Raw genomic sequence first — 14,661 nt, 5'->3', positions numbered from 1 at the left:
CTCATTCATACACCGCGCCTTGCCGGAGTGGGAATAGCCTTGGCCGGTTCCATCGCTCAGGGTCTCGCGACACGCGTCATCCCCATTCGCTGACGTGCGCCGAAGCGAACGTCTCACCTGCGCCACAGGAACGGCGCTGCGACAAAAGCCGAGCCCGACGGGAAGGAACTGTTAACCACTCGCTTCCTATTGCTCGGGGGTACGTTTCACCGGCGAGTCTTGAGTATGGCATCCACGCGTTATCCTCGAATCAATCCTTCCAACCCCGCCTCGCCCGACAGCTCCGAGCAGCCGGGAGGCTCCGGCCATTCCGGGCGGGTCGTCAACCTCTATGGCGACGAACAGACCTACATGAAGCCCGGTGGCAATCTACCGGCCGGCTCTCCGAAACCTGGCGGGGTGGAAAGCCCCACCTGGCAGGACTATTTCTTCCTCGCACCCAATGTGCGCTTCACCCGCACGCCCGACTACGAGGCGGCGAAACGTTCGCCACGCGACACCGAAGCCGATGTCGCAGGGATTGAAACCGCCGCACCCGTTGACTCCCAGGCATCTTCGACCGGCCAGCGGCCAGTGGCACCGGTGAACAATCGGGACACCGCGCAGCCAACGACAGGCAGCAGGGCGCATCCGTCGCCGGCCGGTCCGCTGCAGCGTGTCGTCGAAAAGGCACAGGTTCTGCGATCAGCCGCGCCGGCGACGGCCACGGCTACGACCGCAATGGCGCAGCGGCCAACGCCCCGGCAGACCGACGCGGCGACTGCCGGAACGAGCGGCCAAGAGACGCGCTGGTCGTATCTCTCCGACCACGCATTCTTCGAGTTCATGGCGCCATACGTGGTCGAAAGCACCAGGCTCGCCGTGCCTTCGGCACCTGTCCAGGCCCGCGTGGCGCCCGCCGTGACGGCACCAATTGCACCGGCTCCCGTTGCCGCAAGGCACGTCGATGAACGCCCGGCTCCGGCGATCGATGTCACCTCGCTGTTCCGCGTCATCGAGCGCCCTTCCAAGGCGCAATCCGCTGCCACATCGGCCTCTGCAGCACTTACACCCGTCGAGCCCAAGACTGCGATCGCCGAGGCAGCGCCGGCAAGAGCCTTGCAGGAATCTGCCATCGCGCCGCTGGTCGCAGCCAATGACGCCGTTCCGGCGCCGGCGGCCAAAAGCGTGGAAATCACCATGCCGGTTCCAGTGGCGCGGCCGGCCTCGCCCTTGCCTCCGATGGCTGCGCTCATTCACTCCCATGCGGGCGAGACGTACGAACTCCCCTCCGAGGAACTGCTGCAACTGCCGCCGGAAGGCCAGGGCTTCTACATGTCGCAGGAGCGGCTGGAGCAGAACGCCGACCTTCTGGAAAGCGTGCTCGAGGATTTCGGCGTGCGCGGCGAGATCATCCATGTCCGCCCGGGGCCTGTCGTCACACTCTACGAATTCGAGCCGGCGCCGGGCGTCAAGTCTTCCCGCGTCATCGGCCTCGCAGACGACATCGCGCGTTCGATGTCGGCGATTTCGGCACGCGTGGCCGTCATCCCCGGCCGCAACGTCATCGGCATCGAGCTGCCCAACGAAACGCGCGAAACCGTCTACTTCCGCGAACTGATCGAGTCCGGCGACTTCCGCAATACGAGCTGCAAACTCGCGCTGTGCCTGGGCAAGACCATTGGCGGCGAACCCGTCATCGCCGAGCTCGCCAAGATGCCCCACCTGCTCGTTGCCGGCACCACCGGCTCGGGCAAGTCCGTCGCGATCAACACCATGATCCTGTCGCTGCTCTACCGGCTGAAGCCGGAGGAATGCCGCCTCATCATGGTCGATCCCAAGATGCTGGAACTGTCGGTCTATGACGGCATCCCGCATCTCCTGACCCCTGTCGTCACCGACCCCAAGAAGGCTGTGACCGCGCTGAAATGGGCCGTGCGCGAAATGGAGGACCGCTATCGCAAAATGGCGCGCCTCGGCGTGCGCAACATCGACGGCTACAACCAGCGTGCCGCCGTTGCCCGCGACAAGGGCGAGACGGTGGTGATGCAGGTGCAAACCGGCTTCGAGAAGGGCACCGGCGCGCCGCTGTTCGATGAGCAGGAGATCGACCTCGCGCCGATGCCCTACATCGTCGTCATCGTCGACGAGATGGCCGACCTGATGATGGTCGCCGGCAAGGAGATCGAGGGTGCCATCCAGCGGCTCGCACAGATGGCGCGCGCCGCCGGCATCCACCTGATCATGGCGACGCAGCGCCCGTCGGTCGACGTCATCACCGGCACCATCAAGGCCAACTTCCCGACCCGCATCTCGTTCCAGGTGACGTCGAAGATCGACAGCCGCACCATTCTGGGTGAACAGGGTGCCGAACAGCTGCTCGGCCAGGGCGACATGCTGCACATGGCCGGTGGCGGCCGCATCGCCCGTGTCCACGGCCCATTCGTCTCCGACGCCGAAGTCGAGCAGGTCGTCGCCCATCTCAAGTCGCAGGGACGGCCCGAATATCTCGAGACCGTCACGGCCGACGAAGAGGACGAGGCGCCTGAGGCCGACGAGAGCCCGGTCTTCGACAAGAGCAGCATGGGCGCCGAGGACGGCGACAACATCTACGACGAAGCGGTCAAGGTGGTGCTGCGCGACAAGAAGTGCTCGACCTCCTACATCCAGCGTCGCCTCGGCATCGGCTACAACCGCGCGGCCTCGCTGGTCGAGCGCATGGAAAAGGAAGGCATCGTCGGTGCACCCAACCATGTCGGCAAGCGCGAGATCATGCTCGGCCGTCGCGAGCCGGGAAACGGACCCGACGACATGGAGTGATGGCCGCCGGGTGAATCCCAGCGCAATGCTTCAAACCAGAAATGCCCAAGACGGTCCCCCGTCCTGGGCATTTTTGCTATGACCTCGTCAGCTAACTGCCAGATGGTCTACCCGGCGATGGCGCGGCTCTTGAGGATTGCCGAAAAGCGCGGATCGAACGCCCGGCTGATCGGCTCCGAAGCAGCCCCGAGCGCGATCGACCACGGATCGGTGATGCCCAACTGCAGGCGCGGCAAGGTTCGGTCCGGCCGGGCGGCGATCGACTGTAGCAGCGGATGCATGGCTTGCAGGATGAGGCGGGCGAGCGCCTCGGGGGCACCGCTGGTCAGGATAACAGTCTGCGGATCGAAAACCGTTTCGATGAGGTGGACGCTCCAGCGCAGGTCCTGGGCGGCGGCATTCACCCAAGCCAGCAATTCCGGGTCCCTGGCCATGGCGAGTGCATCGACACGTTCGTAGAGACCGGCATCGGAAGGATCGAGTTCCAGATGCTGATAGAGCGAGGCGAGCGAGGCCCGGTGCTCCAGGACCGTGCCGTCGGCGCCACGCGGCGACAGCAGCGCCATGCCGATCTCGCCGGCATTGCCGTTGCCGCCACGGTAGAGTTCGCCATTGAGGATGAGGCCGGCGCCGATACCGTATCCGACATAGAGACAAACGGCGTGGTCGACGCCATGTGCCGCACCCACCATGCGCTCTGCCGTGGCGCAGGCCGCAGCGTCGTTCTGCAGGCCGACCTCCAGCCCTGTGCCGGCGGCAAGCGTCTCGAGCAGCGGAAATTTCTGCCAGGCCGGCATCATCCATTTGTTGTCGCCGAACTCTTCCAGCCCGAATGGGCCGGGCATGGCAACGCCGAGGCCGACAAGGCGCTTTTCCGACTGCGCCGAGATGCGCGAAAGCTTCGCCCTGATGCCCTCGATCAGGCCGAGAATGACCCTGACACCGCCCGAGGGATCGTCGGGCGGCAGGTTCGCCTCCGAACGGACCAGGACGGTGCCGACGAGGTCGACGGCAACGGCGCGGGTCAGGTGCCGGTCGATCTGCAGGCCGATGGCAAACGCGCCTTCGGGCAGCAGCCGGTAGGGCGTAGATGGCTGGCCCCTGCCCTTTCTCACCGCCTCCAGCGGCACCACGAAACCGTCGCGCTCAAGCTCGTCGATGATGTTGGACACGGCCTGCTTGGTGAGTTGCGTCGCCCGAGCCAGGTCGGCACGCGACAGGGCGCCATTGAGCCGCAACGCGTCGATCATGACGCGGCGGTTGTGGGCGCTCGCGCCCTCCTGGTTGGTGCCGCTGGTGGCTCGGATGGGCCTGATATCGTTCACCGCTGTTTCCCCTCTTGACTCCAATAGATAATTGCAGAAGTAATAAGTCAAGTCAGTTGACTTAATAAGGAGCCGTGAGAGTTCCGGGGAATGAAGACGGCTGGAGCCGTCGCGCTTTTCGACTGTGACACCGCCTGGGAAAGAACGCCGAGACCTTCGCGCGATGCCTTTCCGAAGCGAGATGACGGCGCGTGGCGCCGGCATCGCAGGAATTGCCAACGTCAGATAATGGAGGATGCAATGTTGAAATCGTTTAGCAGGATGCTGCTTGGGGCGGCTCTCATTGGCGCGGCTTTCGTGCCCCAGGCTTTCGCCGAAACGTCAATCAATGCGCTGTTCATGGCGCAGGCCGCCTACAGCGAGGCGGACGTGCGGGCCATGAGTGAAGCCTTCACCAAGGCCAATCCCGACATCAAGGTGAACCTCGAATTCGTGCCCTATGAAGGCTTGCACGACAAGACCGTGCTGGCCCAGGGTTCGGGCGGCTACGACGTGGTGCTGTTCGACGTCATCTGGCCCGCCGAATATGCCAGCAACAACGTGCTGGTCGACGTCTCCTCGCGCATCACCGACGACATGAAGAAGGGCGTGCTGCCGGGCGCCTGGACCACCGTCAACTATGACGGCAAGTCTTATGGGATGCCCTGGATTCTCGACACCAAGTATCTGTTCTACAACAAGGAAATCCTAGAGAAGGCGGGCATCCAGAATCCACCCAAGACCTGGGATGAACTGGCCGAACAGGCCAAGATCATCAAGGACAAGGGCCTGCTGGCAACACCGATCTCGTGGAGCTGGTCGCAGGCTGAAGCCGCGATCTGCGACTACACCACGCTGGTCAGCGCCTATGGCGGTGAATTCCTGAAGGACGGCAAGCCGGCGTTCCAGAGCGGCGGCGGGCTCGACGCGCTGAACTACATGGTGACCAGCTACACCTCCGGCCTGACCAACCCGAACTCCAAGGAGTTCCTCGAAGAGGACGTCCGCAAGGTCTTCCAGAACGGCGAAGCCGCCTTCGCACTCAACTGGACCTACATGTACAACATGGCCAACGACCCCAAGGACAGCAAGGTCGCGGGCAAGGTCGGCGTCGTTCCCGCCCCCGGCGTCGCCGGCAAGAGCGAGGTGTCGGCCGTCAACGGTTCGATGGGTCTCGGCATCACCACGGCCAGCAAGAACCCCGACGAAGCGTGGAAGTTCATCACCTTCATGACCTCGCAGGCGACGCAGAACCAGTATGCCAAGCTGAGCCTGCCGATCTGGGCTTCGTCCTACGAGGATCCGGCCGTCACCAAGGGACAGGAAGAGCTGATCGCCGCAGCCAAGATCGGCCTGGCCGCGATGTATCCGCGCCCGACGACGCCGAAGTACCAGGAGCTGTCGACGGCGCTGCAGCAGGCAATTCAGGAATCCCTGCTTGGTCAAGCCAAGCCGGAAGACGCGCTCAAGGGGGCTGCCGAAAACAGCGGCCTGTAAGCATTACTGCCCCAACTTCCGGGCGGCTCCGGCCGCCCGGCCCTTTCGTTTCCAATAATAAAGAGTCGCCTCATGTCGGGCTCATGGATGACGACCCGCGCATGGCTGCTGATGCTGCCTTTGCTTGTGGTCATGGTTTCAGTCATCGGCTGGCCCCTCGTCGACACCGTTCGTCTGTCCTTCACCGACGCCAAGCTCGTCGGCACCGAGGGCAACTTCGTCGGCTTCGACAACTACGCAAAGATGCTTTCGGGCTCGAATTTCCAGCGCACGCTGGTGACGACGACCTGGTTTGCGGTCATCTCCGTCGCCTCGGAGATGGTACTGGGCGTTCTTGCCGCCTTGTTGCTGAACCAGCAGTTCCGTGGCCGCACGCTGTTGCGTGCGCTGATGATCCTGCCCTGGGCGCTGCCGACGGTGGTCAACGCCACGCTGTGGCGGCTGATCTACAATCCCGAATATGGCGCGTTGAATGCCGCACTGACGCAGATCGGCCTGCTCGACGCCTATCGCTCCTGGCTCGGCGAACCCAACACCGCGCTCGCCGCCCTCATCGTTGCCGATTGCTGGAAGAATTTCCCGCTCGTCGCGCTCATCGCCCTGGCGGCACTACAAGCCGTGCCGCGCGACATCACTGCAGCATCGCTCGTCGATGGCGCCGGGCCATTCGCCCGCTTCCGCTTCGTCATCCTACCCTACCTGGCCGGACCGTTGATGGTGGCGCTCGTGTTGCGCACCATCGAGGCATTCAAGGTCTTCGACATCATCTGGGTGATGACCCGCGGCGGGCCTGCCAATTCGACCAGAACGCTGTCGATCCTCGTTTACCAGGAGGCATTTTCATTCCAGCGCGCCGGTTCCGGCGCATCGCTGGCGCTGATCGTCACCTTGCTGGTCACGGTCCTGGCCGTCGCTTATGCCGTCCTGGTCAGGAAAGCTGCGGGAAGTACCGCCTGATGGAACGCAAAAGCCCGCTCTTCACCGTCTTCGTCTACGCATCGGCGCTTCTGCTGGCGATCGTGATCCTGGCGCCCGTGCTGTGGCTGTTCGTCATGAGCATTTCGCCTGCCGCCAATCTTTCGGCCAAGCCGTTGCGCTGGTGGCCGCAGGAAGTCGACTTCTCGCGATACGCGATGCTGCTGTCGACGGCCGAAAACAGCGCGGGTGCCGCCTTTGTCGCCTCGCTCTACAACAGCCTCAGGATCGCCGGCATGGCGACGGTCGCAGCGATCGCACTGGCCATCCCCGCCGGCTGGGCGGTGTCGCGCACGCCGACGGTGGGTTGGTCGCTGTCGATGGTAATCGCCACCTACATGCTGCCGCCGGTGGCGCTGGCCGTCCCACTCTACATGGGCCTTGCCTGGCTCGGCCTGCTCAACAACATCTTCGGCCTGGCGCTCGTCTACCTGACCATCCTTGCGCCGTTCACCACCTGGCTGATGAAGTCGGGCTTCGATTCCATCCCGCGCGAAATCGAGTCCGCCGCGATGATCGACGGCGCCAGCCTGTTCCAGACATTGCGCATCATCACCTTGCCGCTGGCAGCGCCCGTGGTGGCGACGTCGGCACTGTTTGCGCTGCTGCTTGCGTGGGACGAGTTCTTCTATGCACTGTTGTTCACGTCGGACCTGCGCGCCAAGACGCTGACGGTGGCCATCGCCGATCTCGCCGGCGGCCGCGTCTCTGACTACGGGCTGATTGCCACGGCGGGCGTCCTGGCCGCGCTGCCCCCGGTGCTGATCGGCCTGGTCATGCAGCGCGCCCTGATTTCGGGGCTGACCAGCGGCGGCGTGAAAGGATGACCATGACCCCACAAAAGACCAGGCCCGCCGGGCTCGTGGCGATCGACCGCGAAATGGCGCGCCAGTATGGCGATGCGCTGGCATCGTTTGCCGAAGCCTCCGAGACGGCGGCCAGGGTTGCCGCATCCCTGGCCAGCACGGGGCAGTTGCTGCTGCTCGGCATGGGCGGTTCGCATGCGGTGGGCCGCGCAGTCGAGCCGCTCTATCGCGCCCTCGGCATCGATGCCATCGCGCTGCCCTTGTCGGAGCAGCTCGGGCAGCCGCTGGCACTTGACGGCCGCACAGTACTGATGACCTCGCAATCGGGCGAAAGCGCCGAAGTCCTGCGCTGGTTTGCCGAGACCGGCGGAAATTCCGAGACATTCGGACTGACGCTGGAGGCAGGCTCCTTCCTGGCCCGCACCGCGCCTTCGCTGGTCGGCATCGGCGGCACCGAGCTCGCCTTTGCGGCAACGCGAAGCCTGACCGTCACCCTGGCCCTGCATCTCGCCATCCTGGCCGCACTTGGCGAACACCCGAGCGGGGCGCTCGTCGCGCTCCAGGCACCTGAAGTCGTCGACATCCGTCCGGCACTCGCCGCCCTGGAGAACATTGCTACCATCGTCACTTCGGGACGCCGCCTGCAGGGCGTTGCCGAAGCGCTGGCCCTCGGCCTGACGGAGCTGTCGCGGCGGCCGTGCTTCTCGCTCGAAGGCGGGCAGCTTCGGCATGGGCCGATGGAAATGCTCGGCCCCGACATCGGCGTCGTGCTGTTTCGCGGCGACGATCCGACCGCCGCTCTCGTCACGGCCATGGCGGCGTCGGCAATCGACACCGGAGCACCGGTCGTCATCTTCGATTCGTCCGCAAAGAGCCCGGTAGCCGGTGCAGTCACGCTCCGGTTCAAGCCGGCCACCGGCATGGCCGCCATCTTCGCAATGCTGCCCACGGCGCAGCGCCTGATGATCGCCTTTGCCGATGCCCGCGTCGATGATGCCGGCACTCCGGTGCGATCGACCAAGATCACCCGGAGCGAATGAATGCGGCCACTTGCGGTGATCGGCAACGTCAATGTCGACCTCATTCTCGGACCGACCGCCCCCTGGCCGAAGGCCGGCACGGAAATCATCGTCGACCACGACGAGTTGCGCGTCGGCGGCCAGGCGGGCAATTCGGCTCTTGCGTGGGAGGCGCTCGGCGTTGACTTCGAGATTGCGGCGAATGTCGGCAACGACCAGTTCGGCCTGTGGCTGCGCACCGCCTTTGGCCGCCGCGCGGCGAAGTGGGCCATCTCTTCCGAGCGGACGACGCTGTCTGTCGGCATCACACATCCCGACGGCGAACGGACGTTCTTCACCACGCATGGGCACCTGCCCCGTTTCAGCCTCGCCGACACGCTTTCCGTGCTCGACGGCAAGCGGCTGTCCGGCGGCTATGCCCTGCTGTGCGGCTCGTTCCTGACCACAGACCTCGCCCAAGACTACGACGCCTTTTTCGACTGGGCGCATGGCCACGACATCTCGGTCGTTCTCGACACTGGCTGGCCGCCGGATGGCTGGACCGAAGCGAACTGTGCAACGACCCGCACCTGGCTATCCCGCTGCGATTGCGCGCTGCTGAACGAAGTCGAAACAACGACGCTGGCTGGCCGCGACAATCCAGCAGAGGCGGCACGGACGATCTGGTCCAGCATGCGCAAGGGGGCCGTCGTGGTGGTCAAGTGCGGACCGGATGGCGCCATTGCCATCGGTGCCGACGGCGAGCTGGTGTCGGCAGGCGCCCCAAAGGTGAAGGTCGTCGATACCATCGGCGCCGGCGACGTCTTCAACTCGGCTTTTCTTGCGGCCCTTGCCAAGGGCCAGCCGCTCGCCACCTGCCTCGCTGCTGGAACGCAGGTTGCATCGCGCGCGATCTCCACCTTGCCCCGCAGCTATGGCCACTTGCCGGATTTCAGGGACGACATTGCATGAGTGCGCTTGAAATCCAGAACATCCGCAAGAACTACGGGGCCGTCGAAACACTGAAGGGCATCGACATCTCATTGCAGAGCGGCGAGTTCCTGGTCCTGCTCGGTTCGTCGGGTTGCGGAAAGTCCACTCTGCTCAACATCATCGCCGGGCTGGCCGAGGCGACGAGCGGCGACATCAGGATCGGCGACCGCTCCATCCTCGGCGTTCATCCCAAGGACCGCGACATCGCCATGGTGTTCCAGTCCTACGCGCTCTACCCCAATCTCAGCGTCCGCCGGAACATCGGCTTCGGGCTCGAGATGCGCAAGGTGCCGGTCGCGGAGCGCGACAAGGCCGTGCAGGAGGCGGCGCGGCTGCTGCAGATCGAGGCGCTGCTCGACCGCAAGCCGAGCCAGCTCTCCGGCGGCCAGCGCCAGCGCGTCGCCATCGGCCGCGCGCTGGTGCGCAAGCCGCAGGTGTTCCTGTTTGACGAACCGCTTTCCAACCTCGATGCCAAGCTGCGGCTTGAGATGCGTACCGAGCTCAAGCGCCTGCACCAGATGCTGCGGACGACGGTGGTCTACGTCACCCACGACCAGATCGAGGCGATGACGCTGGCGACGCGCATCGCGGTGATGAAGGACGGCCGGATCGAGCAGCTCGGCACGCCCGAAGAGATCTACAACCGCCCAGCCACGCTCTATGTGGCGGGCTTCGTCGGCGCGCCGCCGATGAACATCCTTGATGTCACCGTGCGCAATGGCCTGCTTGAGATTGCAGGATCCGACGTGACGATCCCGCTGCCACCGCGATATGCAACGATCGGCGACGGGACCCGCCTTTCCCTTGGCATACGCCCCGAGGCGCTCCGGCTCGCAGCCGAAGGTGCAGTCGGCCTGACGTTGCCTGCCAAGGTCGAGGTCGTCGAACTGACCGGTCCGGAACTGATCGCGACAGCTCGAATCGGCGGGCAGAAGCTGATTGCCTGCCTTGCGCCACGCACGCGTCTCGGCGAAGGGGAAAGCCGCAGATTTGCTTTCGATGAAGAAGCGTTGCATCTTTTCGATCCCACGAGGGGGCTGGCTTGCGAAGGGGCGCCGTAGGACACGACGCTGGGTTTCATAAGGCCGGCAATTCCTCCCCAAAAACGCGAAACTGCTTCTCACAGAATTGGCTGTCTGGCCTCTTGTGCCATCCATGCAACGAGCAGAAGTTACCCCGGTTTGCGCAGGCAGCCATGTCCTGCGCTGGATCATTGGTCACAGTCGGCTGGGATGGACACGCTGGAACAGCGTCAAAGCCGACGGGGTGAGGAGCAGCAACGCTCGGCAAGGCCACGGGGTTCTTCGATCCACTCGGGATCATGGGCCATCGCAGTCTTGCGCGTGACGGACGGCCGCTCCCCGCGCCGCATGGGAGGAAGCAAAGAGTGCTCGAGAAGTATTTCAACCTGAAGGAACAAGGGACGACGGTGCGCACCGAGGTGATCGCCGGCGTCACGACCTTCCTGACGATGGCCTACATCATCTTCGTCAATCCCGAGATCCTGTCGTCGACGGGCATGGACCGCAACGCCGTGTTCGTGGCCACCTGCCTTGCCGCAGCGCTCGGCTCGCTGATCATGGGCCTTCTGGCAAAATGGCCGATCGGCATGGCGCCGGGCATGGGCCTCAACGCCTTCTTCGCGTTCACGGTGGTCGGCGCGATGGGCTTTTCCTGGCAGCAGGCGCTGGGCGCCGTCTTCATCTCGGGCGTCATCTTCCTGCTTTTGACGGTCAGTGGCGTGCGCAGCTGGCTGATCGCCGGCATCCCGCACTCGATGCGCAGTGCGATCGCCGCCGGCATCGGCCTGTTCCTCGGCATCATCGCGCTGAAAAGCTCGGGCATCGTCGTTGCGAGCCCCGCAACGCTGGTGACGCTGGGCGACCTCAGCCAGACTGGAACGCTCCTGGCTATCGCCGGCTTCTTCATCATCGCCGCCCTCGACGCACTCAAGGTGCGTGGCGCTATCCTGATCGGCATCCTGGTGATCACCGTCGCCTCGATGGCGCTCGGCGTCAGCCAGTTCAACGGCATCGTCTCCATGCCGCCTTCCATCCTGCCGACCTTCCTGCAGCTCGACGTCGTCGGCGCCCTGCACGCGGGCCTTGTCCATGTCATCCTGGTGTTCGTGCTGGTCGAGGTGTTCGACGCAACCGGAACGCTGATCGGCGTCGCCAAGCGGGCCGGGCTGATCGAGCCAGGTAAGCCCAATCGCCTCGGCCGCGCTCTGCTGGCCGACAGCACGGCGATCGTCGCCGGCTCGCTGCTCGGCACCAGCAGCACCACCGCCTATGTCGAGAGCGCCTCGGGCGTCCAGGCCGGCGGCCGCACCGGCCTCACCGCACTGGTCATCGGCGTGCTGTTCCTCGCAGCGCTGTTCTTCTCGCCGCTGGCTGGCTCGGTGCCGGCCTATGCGACCGCTCCCGCCCTGCTCTATGTCGCCTGCCTGATGATGCGCGAGCTGGTCGAGGTCGAATGGGCCGACATCACCGAGGCGGCTCCTGCCGCGCTGACCGCGCTGATGATGCCGTTCACCTATTCGATCGCCAACGGCCTGGCGTTCGGCTTCGTCACCTACGCAGCGCTCAAGCTCCTGACCGGACGCCCCGGCGAGGTGCACATGGCAACGTGGCTGGTCGCGGCGCTGTTCATCATCCGCTTCGCCTTCTTCCCGCACTAAGGCTCGACAAAGCATCGCCGGAGGCTGCGCCAGCGGCCTCCGGCGATTTTCGTTTCAGCCCAGCCCCACGGGCTGCGGGCCTATTTTGGCGCCGCTGCTGCGGTTTCGCCCGGCGGCAAGATCCGGAACGTGAAGGTCGATACCTTTTCGCCCGGCTTGAACGGCCCCGGCACCGCATTGCTGACCGGCTTCACGCTCTTGAGAAAAGCTGCAATTGCGGCCGCGTCTTCGGGGGTGAGCTGGGCCAGGGCACGCCACGGCATGATCGGCGCCAGTTCCCGCCCGTCCGGCCTCTGACCGGTCTGGAGCGCCGTGACGACCTGCTCGGCTGTCCACTTGCCGATGCCTGTCTCGTTGTCGGGCGTGATGTTGCGGCCGACGAAGACACCCAGCCCCGGAATCTCGAAGCCGACATCCGAGCCGCCGAGATACTTCGAATCATCGGGCTTTCCCAAGAGATAGCCCGGCGTGTGGCAGTCGGTGCAACCACCCATCGTCACGAGATATTCGCCTCGCGCAACCTGCGCCTGGTCGGCAATGGCAGCCGAAGATGCGGCGATTGTCGCGGCCCACAATGCAAGTCCAACTGGTGTTCGAAACATCGTTTCACCCCTGACGTTGCCTGTTTCTGCTCCCTCGCGTTCCGCCGCCTGTCTTCCCCGCCCTGGCATAGGTGCGGGACGCCCTAATTCTCGCACCCTTGCAAGACGCTGACCAGCAAGGATCGCTTCATCATGACCTCGATCGAGGCTGCCGCGAGGCCCTTTCGTTTTCGCCAGGCATCCCGAAAAACGAACATCGCGGTCAACAAATGTCGTGCAATCGCCACGCCGAACCCTGTTTCGCGGGCGCAAGAACAGAATATTCAGTGCAATCCGCGCAAAAATCGCAATCAGATCGCTGAAATCCAATGCCTACGCAACGTAATGCGCAACGTCACGATCATCGATATATTTCGTTTGACATTCATTTCCAGTTCGAAATAATCGAAATCGAGCTTCGGAATATCCTGAAATTGCTGCACTGCGAAAAGGCGACGAAGGCGTGAGCATGCCCGAGATACACGACATTTTCGTCATCGGCGGCGGCATCAACGGCTGCGGAATCGCCCGGGACGCGGCTGGGCGCGGCTACTCCGTCTATCTCGCCGAAATGAGCGATCTGGCCAGCGGCACGTCGTCCTATTCGACCAAGCTGATCCATGGCGGCCTGCGCTATCTCGAGCACTATGAGTTCAGGCTCGTGCGCGAAGCGCTGATGGAACGCGAAGTGCTGTGGCGCAACGCACCGCACATCATCTGGCCTATGCGCTTCGTCCTGCCTTACGCCAAGGGCCTGCGTCCTGCCTGGCTGATCCGTCTCGGGCTGTTTCTCTACGACCATATCGGCGGCCGCAAATTGCTGCCGCCGACCCGCACGCTCGACATGCGCAGCGACGCCGCCGGCAAGCCGCTGAAGCCGATGTTTGCGCGCGCCTTCGAATATTCGGACGGCTGGGTGAACGACGCCCGCCTGGTGGTGCTCAATGCCCGCGACGCGGCCGACCGCGGCGCCGTCATCCGCACCCGCGCCAAGGTGACGAGCGCGCGGCGCGACAACGGCCACTGGAATATCGCCGTCGAAGATCTGCGCAACGGCCAGGTCGAGGAGGTCAAGGCACGGTTGATCGTCAACGCCGCCGGCCCGTGGATCGACCATGTGCTGACGGAGACCGTCGGGCAGAACAACGTCCACAATGTGCGGCTGGTCCAGGGCAGCCACATCGTGGTGGCAAAGAAGTTCGACGACCCGCGCGCCTATTTCTTCCAGAACAAGGACGGGCGCATCATCTTCGCCATTCCCTATGAGGAAGACTTCACCCTCATCGGCACCACCGACCAGGACTATGACGGCGACCCGCGCCAGGCCAAGATCAGCCAGGCCGAGATCAGCTACCTGTGCGACGCAGCAAGCGAATATTTCGCCGAACCGGTAAAGCCCGAACACATCGTCTGGACCTATTCCGGCGTGCGGCCGCTCTATGACGATGGCGCCAGCAAGGCCCAGGAAGCGACGCGCGACTACGTGCTGAAGTCCGACGGGCGCGAAGGCCAGGCGCCGATCGTCAACATCTTCGGTGGCAAGATCACCACTTACCGGCGCCTTGCCGAGTCGATGCTGGAAATCATCGAAAAACACCTGGGCAAGAAGGGCAAATCCTGGACCGCGACGGCAGCCCTGCCCGGCGGCGAGTTCGAGGCAACCGCCTTCGATGCGGAGGTGGTGAAGCTCAAGGCCGCCTATCCATTCCTCGACATGCGTCTGGCGCGGCGCCTGACACGCCTTTACGGCACGCGCGCCAAAGCCTTGCTCGGCCTTGCGAGGTCCGAGGCAGACCTGGGGCGCAATTTCGGCGCCGACCTCTACGAGGCAGAAGTCCGATACCTTGTCGCCAACGAATGGGCTTTGACGGCGGAGGACATCTTGTGGCGGCGAACCAAGCGCGGCCTCAAGCTCGCCAAGGAGCAGGCCGCGTCACTCGACGAATTCATGCATGGAATAAGCCCGGGCGTGCACAACGCCGCGGCGGAGTAGGCGCCACCGCCTGATATCTGCCCTGGGAGGAGGGG

At 64.3% G+C, this 14,661-nt stretch carries 11 protein-coding genes; 9 read left to right on the top strand and 2 right to left on the bottom strand.

The window, feature by feature from the left end; all coding sequences use genetic code 11:
* The first annotated feature begins 225 nt into the window (after positions 1-225).
* Positions 226-2,799, top strand: coding sequence for a DNA translocase FtsK (locus ASC75_RS19825; protein ID WP_055979083.1), 2,574 nt, complete (start codon positions 226-228; stop codon positions 2,797-2,799).
* A gap of 107 nt (positions 2,800-2,906) precedes the next feature.
* On the opposite strand, the gene ASC75_RS19820 is transcribed toward ASC75_RS19825, so the two are convergent.
* Positions 2,907-4,124, bottom strand: coding sequence for an ROK family transcriptional regulator (locus ASC75_RS19820; protein ID WP_055979079.1), 1,218 nt, complete (start codon positions 4,122-4,124; stop codon positions 2,907-2,909).
* Positions 4,125-4,364: 240 nt separating this feature from the next.
* Here ASC75_RS19820 and ASC75_RS19815 point away from each other — a divergent pair, with 240 nt between their 5' ends.
* The 7 genes from ASC75_RS19815 (at position 4,365) to ASC75_RS19785 (ending at position 12,052) form a co-directional block, all read left to right on the top strand.
* Positions 4,365-5,600, top strand: a complete 1,236-nt coding sequence (locus ASC75_RS19815; protein ID WP_055979293.1) for an extracellular solute-binding protein — start codon at positions 4,365-4,367, stop codon at positions 5,598-5,600.
* 72 nt (positions 5,601-5,672) lie between these two features.
* Positions 5,673-6,557, top strand: a complete 885-nt coding sequence (locus tag ASC75_RS19810; protein ID WP_055979076.1) for a sugar ABC transporter permease — start codon at positions 5,673-5,675, stop codon at positions 6,555-6,557.
* Complete coding sequence (locus ASC75_RS19805) at positions 6,557-7,402, top strand: carbohydrate ABC transporter permease (RefSeq protein WP_055979073.1); 846 nt, start codon at positions 6,557-6,559, stop codon at positions 7,400-7,402. Before ASC75_RS19810 ends, ASC75_RS19805 begins: the two co-directional genes overlap by 1 nt.
* Entirely contained in the window at positions 7,399-8,421 is a 1,023-nt protein-coding gene (locus ASC75_RS19800; protein ID WP_055979072.1) for an SIS domain-containing protein, read from the top strand. The genes ASC75_RS19805 and ASC75_RS19800 overlap by 4 nt, the downstream gene beginning before the upstream one ends.
* Positions 8,422-9,351, top strand: coding sequence for a PfkB family carbohydrate kinase (locus ASC75_RS19795; RefSeq protein WP_055979068.1), 930 nt, complete (start codon positions 8,422-8,424; stop codon positions 9,349-9,351).
* Entirely contained in the window at positions 9,348-10,433 is a 1,086-nt protein-coding gene (ugpC, locus tag ASC75_RS19790; protein ID WP_055979065.1) for a sn-glycerol-3-phosphate ABC transporter ATP-binding protein UgpC, read from the top strand. Before ASC75_RS19795 ends, ugpC begins: the two co-directional genes overlap by 4 nt.
* Before the next feature lie 326 nt (positions 10,434-10,759).
* The gene (locus tag ASC75_RS19785) at positions 10,760-12,052 is read left to right on the top strand and encodes an NCS2 family permease (RefSeq protein WP_055979063.1); all 1,293 of its coding nucleotides are present in this window, start codon (positions 10,760-10,762) and stop codon (positions 12,050-12,052) included.
* Between the two features lie 80 nt (positions 12,053-12,132).
* On the opposite strand, the gene ASC75_RS19780 is transcribed toward ASC75_RS19785, so the two are convergent.
* Positions 12,133-12,654, bottom strand: coding sequence for a cytochrome c (locus ASC75_RS19780; RefSeq protein WP_055979060.1), 522 nt, complete (start codon positions 12,652-12,654; stop codon positions 12,133-12,135).
* A 448-nt stretch (positions 12,655-13,102) separates the two neighbouring features.
* Here ASC75_RS19780 and glpD point away from each other — a divergent pair, with 448 nt between their 5' ends.
* Complete coding sequence (gene glpD, locus ASC75_RS19775) at positions 13,103-14,626, top strand: glycerol-3-phosphate dehydrogenase (RefSeq protein ID WP_055979053.1); 1,524 nt, start codon at positions 13,103-13,105, stop codon at positions 14,624-14,626.
* Positions 14,627-14,661 lie beyond the last annotated feature (35 nt).

The organism is Aminobacter sp. DSM 101952 (assembly GCF_001424795.1).
Taxonomy (GTDB): Bacteria; Pseudomonadota; Alphaproteobacteria; order Rhizobiales; family Rhizobiaceae; genus Aminobacter; species Aminobacter aganoensis.
This window is presented reverse-complemented; position numbering and strand designations above follow the sequence as displayed.